Source organism: Sphingomonas nostoxanthinifaciens (genome assembly GCF_019930585.1).
In the GTDB taxonomy this organism is placed as follows: Bacteria; Pseudomonadota; Alphaproteobacteria; order Sphingomonadales; family Sphingomonadaceae; genus Sphingomonas_I; species Sphingomonas_I nostoxanthinifaciens.
This window is the reverse complement of record NZ_CP082839.1, coordinates 3077709-3095808: the sequence shown is the minus strand read 5'-3', so window position 1 is coordinate 3095808 and position 18100 is coordinate 3077709. Positions and strand designations below refer to the sequence as shown.

Sequence of the window (18100 nt, the reverse complement as noted above, 5' to 3'; positions counted from 1 at the left end):
GCTCGGATGGGGCAGGCCGCATGAAAAAGATCGAGGCCATCATCAAGCCGTTCAAGCTGGATGAGGTGAAGGAGGCGCTGCACGAGGTGGGGGTCTCGGGCATTACTGTCACCGAGGCGCGCGGTTTCGGCCGACAGAAGGGCCATACCGAACTCTATCGCGGCGCCGAATATGTCGTCGATTTCCTGCCGAAGGTGAAGCTGGAGGTCGTCGTCGAAGACGCCCTGGCCGAGCGCGTGGTGGAGGCGATACAGCAGGCCGCGCAAACCGGCCGCATCGGCGACGGCAAGATCTTCGTCACGACCATCGATACGGTCGTGCGCATCAGAACCGGAGAGAGGGATGCCGACGCGGTCTGACCGCGACGGACAAGGCAGCAGGCGGCCAGCGTGCCGCATTTTCAAGGCTTAGCGGGAAGGGCAAATCTATGGCGAACACGGCGTCCGACGTTCTCAAGATGATCAAGGACAAGGAGATCGAGTGGGTCGATCTCCGCTTCACCGATCCCAAGGGCAAGTGGCAGCACCTGACCATGGTCGCGGGTGTCGTCGGCGAGGACGAGCTCAACGACGGCTTCATGTTCGACGGCTCCTCGATCGAGGGCTGGAAGGCGATCAACGAGAGCGACATGATCCTGAAGCCGGATCTGGACGCGGTGTGGATCGATCCCTTCTCGGCGACGCCGATGCTGATCCTGGTGTGCGACATCGTCGAGCCCTCGACGGGCGAGCTTTACAGCCGCGATCCGCGCTCGACCGCCAAGCGCGCCGAAGCCTACGTCAAGACGCTGGGCATCGGCGACACGGTCTATGTCGGGCCGGAAGCCGAATTCTTCATGTTCGACAACGTGCAGTTCGATAACACGTATAACGAGAGCTACTACAAGATCGACGATGTCGAGCTGCCGACCAATACCGGCAAGGAATATGAGGCGGGCAACCTTGCCCACCGTCCGCGCGCCAAGGGCGGCTACTTCCCGGTCGCGCCGGTCGACAGCGCCGTCGACATCCGCGGCGAGATGGTCTCGACCATGCTCGAAATGGGCCTGCCCTGCGACAAGCATCACCACGAGGTCGCGGCCGCGCAGCACGAGCTGGGCCTGACCTTCGGCACGCTTGTGACGACCGCCGATCGCATGCAGATCTACAAGTATGTCGTGTGGCAGGTGGCGCAGGCCTACGGCAAGACCGTCACCTTCATGCCGAAGCCGATCGCCAAGGACAACGGATCGGGCATGCACACCCACATGTCGATCTGGGACGGCGGCACGCCTTTGTTCGCCGGCAACGGCTATGCGGGCCTGAGCGACACCTGCCTCTACTTCATCGGCGGCGTCATTAAGCATGCCAAGGCGCTCAACGCCTTTACCAACCCGACCACCAACAGCTACAAGCGGCTGGTGCCGGGCTATGAGGCGCCGGTGCTGCTGGCCTATTCGGCGCGCAACCGCTCGGCCTCGTGCCGCATCCCGTACGGCGCGGGCGCCAAGGCGAAGCGCGTCGAGTTCCGCTTCCCCGACGCGATGGCGAACCCCTATTATTGCTACGCGGCGATCCTGATGGCGGGCCTCGACGGGATCGAGAACAAGATCCATCCGGGCGAGGCGATGGACAAGAATCTGTACGACCTGCCGCCGGAGGAGCTGAAGGAAATCCCGACGGTGTGCGGCAGCCTGCGCGAGGCGCTCGACAGCCTCGCCGCGGATCACGCCTTCCTCACCAAGGGTGGCGTGTTCACCGAAGACCAGATCGAGAGCTACATGGAGCTCAAGTGGCCGGAGGTCGCCCGCTGGGAGATGACGCCGAGCCCGGTCGAGTTCGACATGTATTATTCGGCCTGATTTCGGGCATCACCGGAGCGAGACGACGCCCGGGAGGAAACTCCCGGGCGTTTTTCGTTGGCGAACCGTCGCCCCTGGCCTGATCTGGAGCCCCGCTGCATTCGTTCGATGTGAGAGGCGGGATGCCGGATCAAGTCCGGCATGACGGTTGAGTTTAAGGCTGTTGGGCCGGCCCCGCCGCGAGTTGCGCGCGCAGGCTGCGGAGCGTCTCCTCCGGCACCGGCGGCAGCGCCTGCGCCGGCCGGCCGCGCTGGAGCCGGCGGCGATCCGCCTCGCTCGGCTCGATCCGGCGGACACGGACCGCCGCCATCCCCTTGGCCCGCACGCCAAGCTGCTCCGCCGCGCCGCGCGACAGATCGAGGATGCGCGGGCCGCGCACGAACGGGCCGCGATCGTTGATGCGCACGATGATGCGCCGCCCGGTGTCGAGCGCCGTCACCTCGACATAGGTCGGCAGCGGCAACGTGGTGTGCGCGGCGGTGATCCAGTCGGGGCGGAAGCGCTCGCCATTCGCGGTGCGATTGCCCGATTCGCCGCCATACCAGCTCGCAAAACCGAGCATGTCGTAGCTCGGATCGGCGGCGGGCACGTAGGTCTTGCCGCGCACCGCATAGGGCCGGCCGATCCGGATCGGCGCGTCGCTCACCGGCCGGAACCCGCCGGCGCACGCGCACAGCGCCAGCAGAAGCGGCAGGGTCGCGATGTGCCGGCAGGAAATCCGCATCGCCCGGCGCTCTAGCGGGGGCGGGGCGGATGGGTAAGCGCCTGCGAATTGCCGTGGGGTGTGTCACGGCGGACCTTCTCGCAGGGCGGCGGCGCTGGCATGTGGAGCGACGATGATATCGGGGGCATGTTCATGATCGATCGGCGGCAATTGCTTGCGGGGAGCGCTGCATCGTTGGTCGGCGCGGCAGTCGCGGCGCGGGGCAGGGCGGCCTCGCCGGCAATCGTGGTGCCGCCCGCGCCGGTCGCGAAGCTGACGCCGACGCGCGACACCTATTTCGGCGAGACCCTGGTCGATCGCTATCGCTGGATGGAGAATGACAAGGATCCGGACTGGCTGCCTTATCTGAAGGCGCAGAACGATCGCACCCGTGCGGTGCTCGATCGATTGCCCGGCCGCGATGCGCTGCTCGCCCGCATCCAGCAGCTGTCGGGCGATATCGTGCTGACCAGCAAGGTGCAGCGCGCCGGCGGCCGCATCTTCTTCCAGCAGCGCCCGCTCGGCGCCGACAATTTCAAGCTGTTCGTGCGCGAGAACGGCGCGGATCGCGTGCTGGTCGATCCGACGGCGATGAGCGCGGCGGGCGTCGGACATTATTCGCTCGACTGGTGGCATGCGTCGCCGGCCGGCGACAAGGTCGTCTACGGCGTGTCGAAGGACGGCAGCGAGGATTCGGTGCTGCACATCCTGACCGTCGCCGACGGCCACGATCTGCCCGAGCGCATCGCCAACACGCAGATGGCCGATCCGCGCTGGCTGGATGATGGCACCGGCTTTTTCTACAACCAGCTCACCGGCGCGGTCGACACGCCCGAGCGCTTCCTCGACAGCCAGGCGCGCTTCCACCGCATCGGCACCGATCCGTCGACCGATCCGATCGTGATGAAGCGCGGGCTCGACCCCGCGATCGTCTTCGAGAAGATCCAGGCGCCTTATGTGCTGACCTTCCCGGGGTCGCGCTACGCGATCCTGGGTCTCGGCGATGTTCGGCCGGAGGCGCGCATGTTCGTGGCGCCGGTCGCCGACGCGCTCGCGGGCAAGGCGCGCTGGGTGCCGGTCACCGATTTTCCCGACGAGGTGACGTCGGCCGAGATCGACGGTGACGATCTCTATCTGCTCGTCAACAAGGGCAGCCCGCGCGGCCGCATCGTCCGCATGCACGCTTCGGCCCCGAGCCTCGCCACCGCCACCGTGGTCGTACCGCAGGGCGCGCAGGTGATCGAGGACATCGCCCGCGCGAAGGATGGGCTGTATCTCAAGATCATGGATGGCGGGATCAGCCGCCTGCGCCGACTCGGGCGCGACGGGCGGGTGGCCGAGGTGGCGCTGCCGTTCGACGGGACGATCGGCGCGGTCTTCGCCGAGCCCGATCTGCCGGGCGTGCTGATGCCGCTGTCGGGCTGGCTGACGCCGACCGGCATCTGGTCGGTGGATGCGGCGGGTCGGGTGGCGGATACCGGGATCACGCCGCGCCCGGCGATCGATACCTCTCCCTATGAAGCGAAACGCTTCTTCGCGACCGTGCGCGACGGCACGAAGGTGCCGTACACATTGATCTACCGGAAGGGGATGAAGCTCGACGGCAGCGCGCCGTGCTGGATATCGGCTTACGGCTCCTATGGCGCCGCCGCCTACACGCCGAGCTTCCAGCAACGGCAGCTGGCGCTGATCGATCAGGGCGCGGTGGTCGGCTATGCCAATGTGCGCGGCGGCGGCGAATATGGGCGCGAGTGGCACAAGGCCGGCCAGCTCGCCAACAAGCCGAATACGTGGCGCGACCTGATCGACGTCTGCCAGGACATCTGCGTCAAGCGCTACACGTCACCCGCGCATCTTGCGATCGGCGGTCGCTCGGCGGGCGGCATCACCGTGGGCCGCGCGCTGACCGAGCGGCCCGATCTGTTCGCGGCGGTGATCGACGGCGTCGGCTGGTCGAATCCGCTGCGCTACGTGGTCGAGCAGAACGGCTATGGCGAGGAGCCCGAATGGGGTGCGATCGCCGATCCGGACGGCTATCGCTACCTGAAGGCGATCGACAGCTATCATGCGGTCAAGGACGGCACGGCCTATCCCGCGGTCTTGCTCACGACCGGCGTCACCGATCCGCGGGTCGCGCCGTTCCACGTCGCCAAGATGACCGCACGGCTGCAGGCGGCGTCGACCTCGGGCAAGCCGATCCTGCTGCGGGTGGATTACGATGCCGGCCACGGCATCGGTTCGACCCGCGCGCAGCAGGATCGCGAGGCGGCCGATACCTACGCCTTCCTCCTCTGGCAGACGAAGCCGGGCGGTTCGCCGCACGCCTGAGCGACTTTCCGATCCGTTCATGGAGCCGAAACGAGCGCTGCTCCAAAAAAGAGTACCACACGGTACGGAAAGCGGTTGACGCACTGCGGCGCGCTTTATATACCGCTTGGTATTGAAGACCCGGGCGAGGACCCGGCAGGAGGCGGCGATGGGCTATCTGGATTTGAGCACTGCAGGTCTGACGGGCGGAGCGGCCATGCTGATGACCAGCGAGGCGGCAGCCGCAACCGGCTTTTCCGCGCTGGAATGGCTGGTGATCGCGCTGGCTGAGCGTGATCGCCCCTCCAGCCTCGGCAATCCGGGCCGGATCGCCGCCGCGCTGCATCGACTGTTCGGCAGCAACGGCGCCAAGTCGCGGCTCGCCAACCCCCGGCTGGAGGCGCTGCGTCGTTTCGCGGTCCTCGCCTGGCATCATGGCGGCGTCGTCGCGCGCTCGGATCGCAGCGCGTTCGTCGAGGCCGGCTTCTCGCTCGAGCAGGCCGAGGTCTTGCTGGAGAACATCATCCGTCGGCGCGGCGGGCGTCGGGTCGGCGCGTCGGCCTGATGCGCGTTGATCGATCCAGTCGATCAACTCAGCCGGATTAAACTGTTTTCTTTTGCTGCACCTGCTTACTAGATAGGGGACCTCCCCGATCAACGAAGCCAAGGAGCAGCGCAGTGGCCCTCATCAACACCACCATCAAGCCGTTTGAGGCGCAGGCCTTCAAGGAAGGCAAGTTCGTCACCGTCACCGACGCCGACGTGAAGGGCAAGTGGGCGATCTTCTTCTTCTACCCGGCCGACTTCACGTTCGTCTGCCCGACCGAGCTCGAAGATCTCGCCGATCATTACGAGACGCTCAAGGGCATGGACGTCGAGGTCTATTCGGTCTCGACTGACACGCACTTCAGCCACAAGGCGTGGCACGACACCTCGCCCGCGATCGGCAAGATCAACTATTACATGCTGGGCGACCAGAACCACGTCCTCGCGACCAACTTCGAGGTTCTGCGTGCCGGTCAGGGTCTGGCCGATCGCGGCACCTTCCTGGTCGATCCGGACGGCGTGATCCAGTTCATGGAAGTCACCGCCGAGGGCGTCGGCCGCAACGCGACCGAGCTGCTGCGCAAGGTTAAGGCCGCGCAGTATGTCGCCGCCCATCCGGGCGAAGTCTGCCCCGCCAAGTGGGAGCAGGGCGAAGAGACGCTCGCACCGTCGCTCGACCTCGTCGGCAAGATCTGAGCCCGACGACACGATGACGATATCCGGGGCGGCAGGCGCCGTCCCGGATATCGCCCGACCGTAACGGAGATCCAACATGCTGGACGCAAATCTCAAGGGCCAGCTGAAGGCCTATCTCGTCAACATCCGCCAGCCGATCGAGCTGGTCGCCTCGCTGGACGACAGCGCCAAGTCGCTGGAACTGGCCAAGCTGCTGGAAGACATCGCGGTCCTCGCGCCGGAGAAGATCTCCGTGCTGCGCGAAGGCGATGCCCGCACCCCGAGCTTCATGATCCGCCGCGTCGGCACCGATATCGGCGTCCGCTTCGCCGGCCTGCCGATGGGCCACGAATTCACCAGCCTCGTGCTGGCGCTGCTGCAGGTCGGCGGCCATCCGTCGAAGGAGGCGCAGGAGGTGGTCGAGCAGGTGAAGGCGCTCGATGGCGATTTCCACTTCGAAACCTATTTCTCGCTCTCGTGCCAGAACTGCCCCGACGTGGTGCAGGCGCTGAACCTAATGAGCGTGCTCAATCCGCGCGTCAGCCACGTCGCGATCGACGGCGCGTTGTTCCAGGACGAGGTGACCGACCGCAAGGTGATGGCGGTGCCGACCGTGTTCCTGAACGGCGAGCCGTTCGGCCAGGGCCGCATGGAGCTGGAGCAGATCGTCGCCAAGCTCGATACCGGTGCGCAGGCGCGCGCCGCCGAGAAGATCAAGGCGAAGGATGCGTTCGACGTGCTGGTGATCGGCGGCGGCCCCGCCGGGGCGGCGGCGGCGATCTATACCGCGCGCAAGGGCATCCGCACCGGCATCGCCGCCGAACGCTTCGGCGGGCAGGTGCTCGACACGATGGCGATCGAGAACTTCGTCTCGGTATCGCACACCGAAGGCCCGAAGCTCGCCGCGCATCTGGAGAGCCATGTCCGCGACTATGAGGTGGACATCATGAACCTCCAGCGCGCCGAGACCCTCATCCCGGCGCCGCATGTCGGCGGCCTGCACGAGGTGGTGCTGGAGAATGGCGCCGCGCTGAAGGCCAAGACCATCATCCTCTCCACCGGCGCGCGCTGGCGGCAGATGGGCGTCCCCGGCGAGGAGGAATATCGCAACAAGGGCGTGGCCTATTGCCCGCACTGCGACGGCCCGCTGTTCAAGGGCAAGCGCGTCGCGGTGATCGGTGGCGGCAATTCGGGCGTCGAGGCGGCGATCGACCTTGCCGGCATCGTCGCGCACGTCACGCTGATCGAGTTCGGCGAGGAATTGCGCGCCGACGCGGTGCTGCAGCGCAAGCTCCACAGCCTGCCGAACGTCGTCGTCATCACCTCGGCGCTGACGACCGAGGTGCATGGCGATGGCGAGAAGGTCGTCGCGCTGACCTATCGCGACCGCACCACCGACGCGACCCACCGCGTCGAGCTGGCGGGCATCTTCGTCCAGATCGGCCTCGTGCCGAACACCGAGTGGTTGCACGGCACGGTCGCGCTCAGCCCGCGCGGCGAGATCGAGGTCGATGCCCGCGGCGCCACCTCGGTGCCCGGCATCTTCGCGGCGGGCGACGCGACGACGGTGCCCTACAAGCAGATCGTGATCGCGATGGGCGAGGGCTCGAAGGCGGCGCTGTCGGCGTTCGACTATCTCATCCGGCTCACGCCCGAGCAGGAAGCCGAGATCGAGCGCGAGGCGGTCGCCGCCTGAACGGGGGCGGGGGAGCGGGCGTTCGGCCTGCTCCTCGCGTCACTCCGGCTTTAACACCGTCATGCCAGCGCAGGCTGGCATCTCGCGCTTATGGCCAGCGCCGTGCGCACCTCGCGAGATCCCAGCCTGCGCTGGGATGACGGAATGCGGATGACGGCGCGGGGGGCCGTCTATTCGTCGGCGGGCAGCGAGAAGCCGTAGTTCAGGAAGGACGGCACCGGGCCGTTCCAGCCATCGTCGGGCCCATCCTCGCGCTGCGACTCGCGCCGCCGCGGCTCGGGCTTCGGCCGGGCCTCTTCCTTGGCCGGACGCCGCTCTTCGCGCGGGGCACGTTCCTCACGGGGGGCGCGTTCCTCACGGGGTGCGCGCTCTTCGCGCGGCGCGCGTTCCTCGCGGGGTGCGCCGCGTTCCTTGTCGACCCGCGGGCCGCGCTCCTTGCCGCCACGGCTGCCGCGACGCGGTTCGCGCCGTTCGGGCAGGGGTGCCTCCTCGGCGGTTTCGGCCGGCCCGGCGGGTGCCGCCGCCTTGCCGATGCGCGGAATCTTGGTGCCGGTCAGCTTCTCGATATTCTCGATCGCCTCGGCGTCCTCGGGCGTCACCAGCGTGATCGCCTTGCCGGTCGCGCCGCCGCGTCCCGTGCGGCCGATGCGGTGGACATAATCGTCCGGATGCCATGGCACGTCGAAGTTGAAGACGTGGCTGACGCCCTTGATGTCCAGCCCGCGTGCCGCGACGTCGGATGCCACCAGGATGTTGATCTCGCCCGCTTTGAAGCGGTCGAGCTCGCGCAGGCGCTCGGGCTGCTCCATGTCGCCATGGATCTGTCCGGCGGCAAAGCCGTCGCGACGCAGCGCGTCGGTCAAATCGCGCACCATCGTCTTGCGATTGGAGAAGATGATCGCAGTGGTGACGTCGTCGGCGCGCAGCAGGCCGCGCAGCGTGTCGCGCTTGCCGCGCGTGCTGGTCTCGACCACCGCCTGCTCGATCGCGGCGTTGGCGCTGGCGGCGCGCGTCACCTCGACCTGCTTGGGATTGGACAGGAAGCGATCGGCCAGTTTCTTGATCGGCGCCGGCATCGTCGCGGAGAACAGCAAGGTCTGCCGCGTCGCCGGGAGCTTGGTGCAAATCTCCTCGATGTCGGGGATGAAGCCCATGTCGAGCATCCGATCCGCCTCGTCGATCACCAGGATCGAGCAGCCCGACAGCAGGATCTTGCCGCGCGCGAACAGGTCCATCAGCCGGCCCGGCGTCGCGATCAGGACGTCGACGCCCTTTTCGAGCGCCTTCAACTGGTCGCCCATCGAGACGCCGCCGATCAGCAGCGCCATCGAGAGCTTGTGATACTTGCCGTATTTCTCGAAATTCTCGGCGACCTGCGCGGCCAGTTCGCGCGTCGGCTCGAGGATCAGCGAGCGCGGCATCATCGCGCGGGTGCGCCCGTGCGCGAGCACGTCGATCATCGGCAGCACGAAGCTCGCCGTCTTGCCAGTGCCGGTCTGGGCGATCCCGATCAGATCGCGGTTCATCAGTACCGGCGGAATCGCGGCGGCCTGAATGGCGGTGGGTGTCACATAGCCCGCGTCGCCGAGCGAGCGGAGCAATTCGTCGGAAAGGCCGAGGTCGGCGAAGGTCATGGGCGTCCGGGCTAAAGGCCGCGAACGCACGGGACTGGGCGCCGCAAACCGCGCGGCGCTTCGCCCGAAACAGGCATGTCTGTCAAGGAAAAGCGCTTATTTGCGCAGCGTGAGCGCCCGAAAGCGATCGATCGCGCATTCGCCGCCGGCGCGATCACGCACCACGTCGCGATCCGAGCAGATCAGCGCGTCGGGCGGGGGGGCGATGTAGAAGCCGCTATAATAATCCAGGGTCGGGCATGATGCGGCGAAGCGGGCGCGAACGCGCTGGCCCCCGCGCAGCACCAGATCGACGCTGTTGGGCACCAGCACGGCCGCGCCCGCGATGTCCGCCATCGGCACGCAATGCGGCCCCTTCTTCTCGCGCCAGGCGTCGGGCGCGGGCGTGGGCGGCGGCGCGGTGCGCACGCGGATGACGACGCGCGAATGGAAGATCACCTGGGCATATTCGATGCGCGTTGCGCCTCCGGCCGGCGCGGCCGAATTGCCTGCGGCCGACACGGGGGCGGCCGCGAGGGCGAGCAGCCCGGCGATCAGCAGGAAGATCACGATTCTTGGTCCATGCGCAGGCCACGTCGTTCGTGGCCGGGGCTTTAATGGCGGATGAACTGGCGCCGTGGGGGCGTGCGGGACTATGGCGTCGCGCATGACCTGTGCCCCGGATGCAACGCTCCTCGCGCGCCTCGCGCGCCTGCTCGGCCCGAAAGGCTTCACCGTCGACCCGCAGGCGCTGGCGCCGTGGCTGACCGACTGGCGCGGCCGGGCCACCGGGGCCGCCGCCGCCTTGCTGTCGCCCGCCTCGACCGAAGAGGTCGCCGCGATTGTTCGCCTTGCCGCCGCGCACCGCGTCGCTTTGGTGCCGCAGGGGGGCAACAGCTCGATGGTGGCGGGCGCGACCCCGCCGCCCGACGGGGTGGCGCTGCTGCTGTCCTTGCGGCGGATGAACGCGATCCGCAGCGTCTCGGCGGACGACAATGTCGCGGTGGCCGAGGCGGGGGTGGTGCTGGCGGACCTGCACGCGGCGGCGGCGGGGATCGGCCGGCGCTTCCCGCTCAGCCTCGCGGCGAAGGGCTCCGCGACGATCGGCGGGCTGGTCTCGACCAATGCCGGCGGCACGCAGGTGCTGCGCTTCGGCACGATGCGGTCGCTGGTGCTGGGGATCGAGGCGGTGCTGCCTTCGGGCGACGTGTTCGACGGGCTGTCGGCACTGCGCAAGGACAATCGCGGCTACGATCTGCGCCAGCTGCTGGTGGGGGCGGAGGGTACGCTCGGCATCGTCACCGCCGCCAGCCTTCGCCTTTATCCTGCCGTCGGCGCGCGCGCGGTGGCGTGGGTCGGGCTCGCCACCCCGTCCGACGCGCTGACATTGTTGCGCCGGCTGGAGGCGACGACGGGCGAGGCGGTCGAGAGCTTCGAGATCCTGCCCGCCGAGGGGCTCGCGCTGGTGCTGCGCCATATCCCCGGCACGCGCGCGCCGCTGGCCGGCGACCACTTATGGCATGTGCTGATCGAGGCGACCGCACCCGCCGGCGCGGCCGATCCGGCGCTCGCGCTGACCGACGCGCTCGGCGCGGCGGCCGGCGACGGGCTGATCGAGGATGCGGTGATCGCCGCGAACGAGACGCAGGCCGAGGCGCTGTGGCGGCTGCGCGAGTCGATGTCGGAGGCTGAGCGGATCGACGGCATGGCCGCCAAGCACGACGTGTCGGTCACCGTATCGCAGATGCCGCGCTTCCTGGAGGAGGGGAAGGCCGCCGTCGAGGCGCGTTTCCCCGGCACGCGCGTTCTCGCCTTCGGCCATCTCGGCGACGGCAATGTCCATTTCAACGTCCGCGCGCCGGCCGGCGCCGACGATCGCGCATGGTTCGCGGCCGAGGGCAAGGCGGTCAGCAGCTTCGTCCACGACGACGTCACCGCGCGCGGCGGCTCGCTCTCGGCCGAACACGGCATCGGCCAGTTCAAGCTCGCCGACTTTGCGCGCACCGCCGCGCCCGCACGGCTGGCGGCGCTGCGCGCGATCAAGGGGGCGCTCGATCCGCTCGGCATCATGAACCCCGGCAAGCTGGTTCCCCCCGTTGCGCCCGGCGAGGCGAGCCAATAGACCGTGCCCACCCGCGGTCGGCGCATGCGCGTCGGCCGCTTTCGCATCAGGAGAGTTTTCGATCATGGCGAGCGCCGCCCCGCAGGGCCTGCCCCTTCTTTACAACGATCTCGTGCCGCTCTCGAAGAACGAGCATGCCGGCTACAGCCTGAAGCCGATGGAATCGCTCGCGTTCATCCAGAACGTGCACGCGCTGCCGGTCACGGTCGACGAGTTCCTGATGGCGCAGCGGACGATGCCGATCGTCTTCTCCTCGGGGCCCGATCCGGTGCCACTGGCGCTGATGGGCCTGAACGAGGGCATCAACACCTTCGTCGGCGAAGACGGCAAGCTGGCGGACGGTGCCTATCTGCCCGCGTTCGTGCGCCGCTATCCCTTCATGCTCGCCCGGCTGCAGCCGAACAGCGACGACATGACTTTGTGCTTCGATCCGACCGCCGGGCTGGTGGTTCCGGACGATACCGGGCTGCCGCTGTTCGCCGACGGCGAGCCCACCGAGCACGTCACTAACGCGCTGAACTTCTGCCAGGAATTCGAGATGTCGGCGCAGCGCACCGGCCAGTTCGTGCGCGACCTGCAGGAAATGGGCCTGCTCGAGGATGGCGAGATCACCATCCAGAACGAGCAATTCCCGCAGCCGTTCGTCTATCGCGGCTTCCAGATGGTGAGCGAGGCGAAGCTGCGCGAGCTGCGCGGCGACCAGCTGCGCAAGATGAACCAGAACAACATGCTGCCGCTGATTTTCGCGCACCTCTTCTCGCTCAGCCTGATGTCCGACGTGTTCGGCCGCCAGATGGTGCAGGGCAAGGTGCCGGCGCAGATCCCATCGATGACGATGTGACGCCAGCGCAACGGTCGCCGCTCAAAATCATATCGCGAGGGCCTTGCAACCTTCTGGCCTCTTGACTATTTAGATTGTGGTGCCGGCCGTGTTCCCCTTTCGCGGCTCGGCACTAACGCGCTCCGGCGCGTTTCCTCCCTGAACCTTGGCCACTCCGCGCATCGCGCGGGGTGGCTTTCTTTTATGGTTTACTCCGCCGCGAGCGCCGGCGGCACGATTGCGGAGAGCGCGCACGACGCGAGCGCCCCGATCAGCACGCGCACGCGCCCCAGCCCGGCGCCGGCCGTCCGCAGATCCGATTGAAGGTAGAGCGTCCGGTCGATCTCGATCTGGACGGCGTGGATATTCGCGGCCGGCCGGCCGTGGCGCGCAAGGCTGTACGCCCCGGCATATGGTGTGTTCAGCGCGGCGGCGGTCCCGGCCGCCTCTGCGGTGGCGGCGAGGAGGCGCGCGAGCGGGGCGGCGGCGCTGCGGCCATGAAGGTCGCCGATCACGACCCTGGCGGCGCGCGCGCCACGCAGCGGCGGCATCGAATGGCAGTCGAGCAGGATCGCGAACCCGAAACGGTCATGCGCGTCCGCCAGCGCGCGCGCGATCGCGGCATGATAGGGCGCGTGGACCGTGGCGATCCGGGTGTCGGCATCCGCCGCGCGTGGGGGCGTATGCCACAATTCGTGGCGCCCGATCCGCGTCGGGATCAGGCCAAGTCCGGATCGTGCCCGCGCGCTGGCTACGCCCCCGCCGCCGCGCGGGTCGCGCATTTCGGGGGCGATGTCGGCCTCGCCGCGATTGAGGTCGATCCACGCCCGCGCCACGCGCGCAACGATCGCGACCGCGCCGTGCGCGACGGCGTCCGTGACCAGCAGGTCGGCATGACGGTCTTCGAGCTCCTCCAGAACGCCGAGCGGGCAGGCTGCATTCTCCAGCAGCGCAGGCGGATAGTATCGGCCGGCGTGCGGCACCGCGCACACGATCGGCGAGATCGCGGCAGCAGGGCCGAGCCGCTCGAAGACAGGAACCGGAAGTGTGCCGGGCATGTCCATGCGCTAACGCGATCGGCCACTGGAAAGAAGCTTTCTGTCGTTTCGGATGAGTCGGTGCCCAGAAATGCGGCAGCCGGCTATGATTTGTTAACGGATCGGCTACTATGCCTGATCTTTGCAAGGCGGCTGGCTGCTTCGGAGAGCTTGATGATTCGCATCCTTTTGGCCGAGGACGACGCGTCCATGCGCGAATATCTCGCGCGGGCGCTGGAGCGTACCGGCTATGGTGTGACCGCGGTTGATTGCGGCACCGCGGCGTTGCGGTTGCTGGAACGCGGCACTTACGATCTGCTGTTGACCGATATCGTCATGCCCGAACTCGACGGGATCGAGCTGGCGCAGCGCGCATCGGCTCTGCACCCGTCGATGCGCGTGATGTTCATCACCGGCTTCGCCGCGGTGACGTTGCAGAACGGCTCGATGCCGCCCGATGCCAAGGTGCTGTCGAAGCCCTTCCATCTGCGCGACCTGGTGCTCGAGGTGGACCGCATGTTCGAGATCGGCACCGCCGCCGACCTGTGACGCTTGCGCGGCGCGATACCCTTCGCTAGGAGCCGCGGACCGGTTCGAGGGTCCGAACCAAGCCGCGCTTCAAAGCACGCGGCGATGATCGGATCCCGCGTGGGCGTGTAGCTCAGTGGTAGAGCACTGTGTTGACATCGCAGGGGTCGCAAGTTCAATCCTTGCCACGCCCACCAGATAAAAGCCCATCAGGTCAGCGACTTGATGGGCTTTTTCGTGTTTCGAATAAAAGCTGACGCGGATCGCGCGAGGATGGCGCTTCGATCGGCCCGAAATTAGCGACTGGAAATGATCCTGTATCCCGGCACGGCGGCGCCTATGATGGCCGCAGCAGATGGAGCGCATATGGCCAGCGAATTGAAGGCGCTTGAATCGGAGCGCAACCGGCTGTGGGCGGCGGCACGGCTCAGAGGCTTGCCGGTCGGTACGCCTGAGCGTGACCGAATCGCCGAGCTGGATAGCCTCATCCGCGAGCTCAGGGCGGCAAAAGCGCAGTAGGGGTCAGGCACGTGGCTGCGGCTCGCGCGCCGCAGCCGATGCCTACCGCTCAATCCGCCCAGTAGAGGCGCATCGGATTGTCGACGAGCAGCTTGCGCTGCAGTTCGGCGGTCGGCGCGATGCGTCGGATGATGTCGACCAGCCCGCCATCGTCGGGGATGCGGCTTTCCATATTGGGGTGGGGCCAGTCGGTGCCCCACAGGGCGCGATCGGGATAATCCTCCACCAGCGGGCGCACCGCGGCGACGAAGGCGTCATAGGGTTCGCCGGCCGGATCGAGGCGGTCGGGACAGGTCGCCTTGAACCAGATGTCGTCGCGGCTGTCGAGCAGGCGGCGGAAGGCAATCATGTCCGCGCCGTCGGGCCCCTGCGTCACGTCGGGTCGGCCCATATGGTCGATTACGAGCGGCACCGGGATCGCGGCGAGGAAGGGGCGCAACTCCTCGAGCGTGTCGGCCTCGAAATAGACGACGACGTGCCAGCCGAGCCGCGCGATGCGGCGCGCGACGTCGAGAAATTCGTCCTTGGGCGCGTCGTCGACCAGCCGCTTGAGGAAGTTGAAGCGGATGCCGCGCACGCCGCCCGCATGGAGCGTGTCCAGCTCGGCGTCGCCGATCGCCGGATCGACCACGGCGACGCCGCGCGCCATGCCGTTCGCGCGCGCGATCGCGTCGAGCGTCGCGGCATTGTCGGTGCCGTGGCAACTCGCCTGGACGACCACGTTGCGCGCGAAGCCCAGCCGGTCGCGCAGCGCGAACAGCATGTCCGGCCCGGCATCCTGCGGCAGATATTTGGCCTTGGGGCTGAACGGGAAGCGCGCCATCGGCCCGAAGACGTGGCAATGCGCGTCGACCGCGCCCACAGGCGGCACAAAGGCGGGTGTCGACGGAGCGAGCGTCCAGCTCCGGATGCGGCCGGTTTCGTCCTTGCTCATCCGAAGATCACTCCATCCATCAGCTTGCGCGCGGTGCGCAGCATCCCGGCCTCGATCGGCTGTCCCGCCGCATCGACGGTGACGACGCATTCGGTGACACCGCTCGGATGCTCGACGCCCAGCGTCTTGGTCGTGCCGTCCGGAACCCGCGCCACGACAGCGGCGGGCGATCCCTCGACCAGGCAGGCGGTGGCGACGCTGACCGCGCCGAGCACGCCGATCGAGGCGTGGACGCGGTGGGGAATCAGCGATCGCACCGCGATCGCGCCGCCGTCGCGCGGGGGCGCCACCAGCATCATCTTGGGCACCGATTTGGCGGCGACGTCGCCGAGGTTCATCAACGGCCCGGCCTTCAGCCGGATCGCCTCGACCTTGGCCTTCAGCGCCGCATCGGCGTCGAGCGTCTCGCGATCCTCATAGCCGGTGATGCCGACGTCCGCCGCGGCGAGGACGACGCACGGCATGCCATTGTCGATCAGCGTAACCCTGGTGCCGTCGATCTCGTCCACGCCATTGCCGGTCGGCAGCAACGCGCCGCACGACGATCCGGCGGTGTCGCGGAACGCGAGCGGGATCGGCGCGGCGGTGCCGGGCACGCCGCTGATCGCGGCATCGCCATCGTAGCGGACACGGCCGCCCGGCGTCTGCACCGTCGCCACTGCGACCTGGCCGGTATTCTCCATGAAGATGGCGACGCGGGTGGTGCCGTCGGCAGCGGCGACCAGCCCGCGCTCGATCGCGAACGGGCCGATCCCGGCGAGGATGTTGCCGCAATTCTGCGCGTCGGTGACGATCGCCTGATCGACGAAGACCTGCAGGAACAGATAGTCGATATCGACGCCGTCGCGCGCCGATTTGGCGACGACCGCGACCTTCGAGGTGAGCGGATCGGCGCCGCCCATGCCGTCGATCTGGCGCGGATCGGGCGAGCCCATCGCGCGCAGCAGGAAGGCGTCGCGCGCGGCCGGATCGGCGGGCAATTCCTCCTTCAGGAAATAGCCGCCTTTGGAGGTGCCGCCGCGCATCCACATCGCGCGGATGCCCTGCGCCTCAGACATAAATCAGGCCCATCCGCTCGAGCGTGCCGCGCATGTCGTAAATGTCGAGGCCGAGTTCACCGGCGGCCAGCCGCTTGCGCTTGACCTCCTCTCGCGCCTCGCGTGCGCGCGCTTCCTCCAGCACCGCAGGGGCGTCGGCGCGCTTCACCACGCACACGCCGTCATCATCGGCGACGATCACGTCGCCCGCCGCGATCGCCGCGCCGGCGCACACCACGGGCACGTTGACCGAGCCGAGCGTCGCCTTGATCGTGCCCTGCGCGAACACCGCCTTCGACCAGACGGGAAAGCCCATCTGCGTCAGGTCGCGTATGTCGCGCACGCCCGCGTCGATCACCAGCCCGCGGCAGCCGCGCGCCATCGCCGAGGTCGCGAGCAGATCGCCGAAATAGCCGTCGACGCACGGGCTGGTCGGCGCGAGGACGAGGATGTCGCCGGCCTTCAATTGCTCGATCGCGACGTGCCCCATCCAATTGTCGCCGGGCGGCGCCGAGATCGTGACCGCCGAGCCGGCGATGCGCGCACCCGGATAGATCGGGCGCATATGATGGCCGAGCAGGCCGATGCGGCCCTGCGCCTCGTGCACGGTGGCGACCCCGGCATGCGCGAGGCCGTCGATGACCTCCGGCGCGGCGCGTTCGATGTTCTGGACGACGACGGGCATGGCTTCTCCTCAGGCGAGCTCCTCATCGGGCAGAAGCTCGGTATCGATCTGCGCCTGCGCCGCCGGCGAATAGCGGGCGCCGTCGAGCGCATTGGGCGGAAACAAGGCGTCGGCGGCGGCGATCGTCGCGAGATCGAAGGCGATCGTCGCCGCCTTCAGATCCTCGTCGAGATGCGCGATGCTGCGCGTGCCGGGGATGGGGATCAGGTCGTCGCCCTGCGCCAGCAGCCAGCCGAGCGCGAGCTGCGCCGGGGTCACGCCCGCACCCTGCGCCAGCGCCGCGAAGCGGCCCGCAAGATCGAGGTTGCGCGTCAGCCGGTCGCCGACGAAGCGCGGCATCGAATAACGCAGGTCGCCCGCCTCGTAGGCGCCGTCGGTGACGCCGCCGGCCAGCAATCCGCGCGCGACCGGCGAGAAGGGGACGAAGGCGATGCCGAGCCGCCGGCACGTCGCCAGCACCGCCACCTCGGGATTGCGCACCGCCAGCGAATATTCGCTCTGCACCGCCGCAATCGGGTGGACGGCGTGCGCGCGTTCGATCGTCGCCGCCGACATCTCCGACAGGCCGATCGTGCGCACCTTGCCTGCCGCGACCAGCTCGGCCAGCGCGCCGACCGAGTCCTCGATCGGCACGTCCTTGTCGAGCCGGTGGAGGTAATAGAGGTCGATCACATCGGTGCCGAGCCGCGCCAGCGCCGCTTCGCACGTCGCCTTGATCCGCTCCGGCCGCCCGTCGAGCACGCGCTTGCCGTCGGCATAATCGAGCACGCACTTGCTCGCGAGCGTGAACTCCGCCCGGCGATGCATCACCGCACGGCCGAGCAGCCGCTCATTCTCGTTGTCGCCATATAATGCGGCGGTGTCGAGGAAGGTCACGCCCGCATCCAGCGCATGGTTGAGCAACCGCGTCGCCGCCGCTTCGTCGGGGAAGGGCGGGTAGCAATGGTTGAGGTTCATGCAGCCGAGCCCGATCGCGGAAACGGCGAACGGTCCGATCTGGCGGGTCGGCAGGGAGGCGGCGTCGGTCATGGCGGAGGA

The 18100-nt window shown here is 68.0% G+C and carries 18 protein-coding genes and 1 tRNA gene; 11 read left to right on the top strand and 8 right to left on the bottom strand.

The genetic code is table 11. The annotated features are described in order from the left end of the window. Positions 1 to 20 precede the first annotated feature (20 nt). Together K8P63_RS14530 and glnA are read left to right on the top strand one after the other, a co-directional pair. Complete coding sequence (locus K8P63_RS14530) at positions 21 to 359, top strand: P-II family nitrogen regulator (protein ID WP_223796736.1); 339 nt, start codon at positions 21 to 23, stop codon at positions 357 to 359. 68 nt (positions 360 to 427) lie between these two features. Next, a complete protein-coding gene (gene glnA, locus K8P63_RS14525) occupies positions 428 to 1840 on the top strand; it encodes a type I glutamate--ammonia ligase (protein WP_223796735.1) in 1413 nt (470 codons plus the stop codon). A 154-nt stretch (positions 1841 to 1994) separates the two neighbouring features. Here the strand turns inward: glnA and K8P63_RS14520 are convergent, their stop codons facing one another. Beyond that, a complete protein-coding gene (locus K8P63_RS14520) occupies positions 1995 to 2564 on the bottom strand; it encodes a septal ring lytic transglycosylase RlpA family protein (RefSeq protein ID WP_223796734.1) in 570 nt (189 codons plus the stop codon). 99 nt (positions 2565 to 2663) lie between these two features. Here K8P63_RS14520 and K8P63_RS14515 point away from each other — a divergent pair, with 99 nt between their 5' ends. The 4 genes from K8P63_RS14515 to ahpF all read left to right on the top strand — a co-directional run bounded on the left by K8P63_RS14515 (position 2664) and on the right by ahpF (position 7767). Then, positions 2664 to 4871 carry a prolyl oligopeptidase family serine peptidase gene (locus K8P63_RS14515; RefSeq protein WP_223796733.1) on the top strand — a complete coding sequence of 736 codons (2208 nt, stop codon included), beginning with the start codon at positions 2664 to 2666 and terminating at the stop codon, positions 4869 to 4871. Between the two features lie 196 nt (positions 4872 to 5067). Continuing rightward, positions 5068 to 5415 (top strand): hypothetical protein, encoded by a 348-nt coding sequence (locus K8P63_RS14510; RefSeq protein ID WP_223796732.1) that lies wholly within the window; start codon positions 5068 to 5070, stop codon positions 5413 to 5415. Positions 5416 to 5528: 113 nt separating this feature from the next. Beyond that, positions 5529 to 6092, top strand: a complete 564-nt coding sequence (gene ahpC, locus K8P63_RS14505; RefSeq protein WP_223796731.1) for an alkyl hydroperoxide reductase subunit C — start codon at positions 5529 to 5531, stop codon at positions 6090 to 6092. A gap of 76 nt (positions 6093 to 6168) precedes the next feature. After that, positions 6169 to 7767 (top strand): alkyl hydroperoxide reductase subunit F, encoded by a 1599-nt coding sequence (gene ahpF / locus K8P63_RS14500; protein ID WP_223796730.1) that lies wholly within the window; start codon positions 6169 to 6171, stop codon positions 7765 to 7767. 170 nt (positions 7768 to 7937) lie between these two features. On the opposite strand, the gene K8P63_RS14495 is transcribed toward ahpF, so the two are convergent. Continuing rightward, a complete protein-coding gene (locus K8P63_RS14495) occupies positions 7938 to 9401 on the bottom strand; it encodes a DEAD/DEAH box helicase (protein WP_223796729.1) in 1464 nt (487 codons plus the stop codon). A 96-nt stretch (positions 9402 to 9497) separates the two neighbouring features. Beyond that, positions 9498 to 9950 (bottom strand): hypothetical protein, encoded by a 453-nt coding sequence (locus tag K8P63_RS14490; RefSeq protein ID WP_223796728.1) that lies wholly within the window; start codon positions 9948 to 9950, stop codon positions 9498 to 9500. Positions 9951 to 10047: 97 nt separating this feature from the next. Between K8P63_RS14490 and K8P63_RS14485 the strand changes: the two genes are divergently transcribed. Further along, positions 10048 to 11502 carry an FAD-binding oxidoreductase gene (locus K8P63_RS14485; protein WP_223796727.1) on the top strand — a complete coding sequence of 485 codons (1455 nt, stop codon included), beginning with the start codon at positions 10048 to 10050 and terminating at the stop codon, positions 11500 to 11502. A gap of 64 nt (positions 11503 to 11566) precedes the next feature. Continuing rightward, a complete protein-coding gene (locus K8P63_RS14480) occupies positions 11567 to 12343 on the top strand; it encodes a SapC family protein (protein WP_223796726.1) in 777 nt (258 codons plus the stop codon). Positions 12344 to 12531: 188 nt separating this feature from the next. On the opposite strand, the gene K8P63_RS14475 is transcribed toward K8P63_RS14480, so the two are convergent. Then, positions 12532 to 13380 (bottom strand): N-formylglutamate amidohydrolase, encoded by an 849-nt coding sequence (locus tag K8P63_RS14475; protein WP_223796725.1) that lies wholly within the window; start codon positions 13378 to 13380, stop codon positions 12532 to 12534. 153 nt (positions 13381 to 13533) lie between these two features. Here K8P63_RS14475 and cpdR point away from each other — a divergent pair, with 153 nt between their 5' ends. The 3 genes from cpdR to K8P63_RS14460 all read left to right on the top strand — a co-directional run bounded on the left by cpdR (position 13534) and on the right by K8P63_RS14460 (position 14406). Then, positions 13534 to 13908 (top strand): cell cycle two-component system response regulator CpdR, encoded by a 375-nt coding sequence (gene cpdR / locus K8P63_RS14470; RefSeq protein WP_223796724.1) that lies wholly within the window; start codon positions 13534 to 13536, stop codon positions 13906 to 13908. Between the two features lie 101 nt (positions 13909 to 14009). Beyond that, positions 14010 to 14084 (top strand) — tRNA-Val (locus tag K8P63_RS14465). A 169-nt stretch (positions 14085 to 14253) separates the two neighbouring features. Continuing rightward, positions 14254 to 14406 carry a hypothetical protein gene (locus K8P63_RS14460; RefSeq protein WP_223796723.1) on the top strand — a complete coding sequence of 51 codons (153 nt, stop codon included), beginning with the start codon at positions 14254 to 14256 and terminating at the stop codon, positions 14404 to 14406. 49 nt (positions 14407 to 14455) lie between these two features. Here K8P63_RS14460 and K8P63_RS14455 read toward each other — a convergent pair whose 3' ends face one another. The 4 genes from K8P63_RS14455 to K8P63_RS14440 are packed head-to-tail and all read right to left on the bottom strand — an operon-like array spanning position 14456 to position 18091. Then, positions 14456 to 15340, bottom strand: coding sequence for an amidohydrolase family protein (locus K8P63_RS14455; protein WP_223796722.1), 885 nt, complete (start codon positions 15338 to 15340; stop codon positions 14456 to 14458). Beyond that, positions 15337 to 16398, bottom strand: a complete 1062-nt coding sequence (locus K8P63_RS14450; RefSeq protein ID WP_223796721.1) for a 4-oxalomesaconate tautomerase — start codon at positions 16396 to 16398, stop codon at positions 15337 to 15339. The genes K8P63_RS14455 and K8P63_RS14450 overlap by 4 nt, the downstream gene beginning before the upstream one ends. Then, entirely contained in the window at positions 16391 to 17062 is a 672-nt protein-coding gene (gene ligK, locus K8P63_RS14445; protein WP_223796720.1) for a 4-carboxy-4-hydroxy-2-oxoadipate aldolase/oxaloacetate decarboxylase, read from the bottom strand. The genes K8P63_RS14450 and ligK overlap by 8 nt, the downstream gene beginning before the upstream one ends. A 9-nt stretch (positions 17063 to 17071) precedes the next feature. Next, on the bottom strand, positions 17072 to 18091 hold the full coding sequence (locus K8P63_RS14440; protein ID WP_223796719.1) for an aldo/keto reductase: 1020 nt from the start codon (positions 18089 to 18091) through the stop codon (positions 17072 to 17074). Between the last annotated feature and the right edge of the window lie 9 nt (positions 18092 to 18100).

What these genes read in the sequence shown, in the direction of transcription:
- K8P63_RS14530 (WP_223796736.1), top strand. Translation starts at nt 21, where the DNA reads ATGAAAAAGATCGAGGCCATCATCAAGCCGTTCAAGCTGGATGAGGTG.
- glnA (WP_223796735.1), top strand. Translation starts at nt 428, where the DNA reads ATGGCGAACACGGCGTCCGACGTTCTCAAGATGATCAAGGACAAGGAG.
- K8P63_RS14520 (WP_223796734.1), bottom strand. Translation starts at nt 2,564, where the DNA reads ATGCGGATTTCCTGCCGGCACATCGCGACCCTGCCGCTTCTGCTGGCG.
- K8P63_RS14515 (WP_223796733.1), top strand. Translation starts at nt 2,664, where the DNA reads ATGTGGAGCGACGATGATATCGGGGGCATGTTCATGATCGATCGGCGG.
- K8P63_RS14510 (WP_223796732.1), top strand. Translation starts at nt 5,068, where the DNA reads ATGCTGATGACCAGCGAGGCGGCAGCCGCAACCGGCTTTTCCGCGCTG.
- ahpF (WP_223796730.1), top strand. Translation starts at nt 6,169, where the DNA reads ATGCTGGACGCAAATCTCAAGGGCCAGCTGAAGGCCTATCTCGTCAAC.
- K8P63_RS14495 (WP_223796729.1), bottom strand. Translation starts at nt 9,401, where the DNA reads ATGACCTTCGCCGACCTCGGCCTTTCCGACGAATTGCTCCGCTCGCTC.
- K8P63_RS14485 (WP_223796727.1), top strand. Translation starts at nt 10,048, where the DNA reads ATGACCTGTGCCCCGGATGCAACGCTCCTCGCGCGCCTCGCGCGCCTG.
- K8P63_RS14480 (WP_223796726.1), top strand. Translation starts at nt 11,567, where the DNA reads ATGGCGAGCGCCGCCCCGCAGGGCCTGCCCCTTCTTTACAACGATCTC.
- K8P63_RS14475 (WP_223796725.1), bottom strand. Translation starts at nt 13,380, where the DNA reads ATGCCCGGCACACTTCCGGTTCCTGTCTTCGAGCGGCTCGGCCCTGCT.
- cpdR (WP_223796724.1), top strand. Translation starts at nt 13,534, where the DNA reads ATGATTCGCATCCTTTTGGCCGAGGACGACGCGTCCATGCGCGAATAT.
- K8P63_RS14460 (WP_223796723.1), top strand. Translation starts at nt 14,254, where the DNA reads ATGGCCAGCGAATTGAAGGCGCTTGAATCGGAGCGCAACCGGCTGTGG.
- K8P63_RS14455 (WP_223796722.1), bottom strand. Translation starts at nt 15,340, where the DNA reads ATGAGCAAGGACGAAACCGGCCGCATCCGGAGCTGGACGCTCGCTCCG.
- K8P63_RS14450 (WP_223796721.1), bottom strand. Translation starts at nt 16,398, where the DNA reads ATGTCTGAGGCGCAGGGCATCCGCGCGATGTGGATGCGCGGCGGCACC.
- ligK (WP_223796720.1), bottom strand. Translation starts at nt 17,062, where the DNA reads ATGCCCGTCGTCGTCCAGAACATCGAACGCGCCGCGCCGGAGGTCATC.
- K8P63_RS14440 (WP_223796719.1), bottom strand. Translation starts at nt 18,091, where the DNA reads ATGACCGACGCCGCCTCCCTGCCGACCCGCCAGATCGGACCGTTCGCC.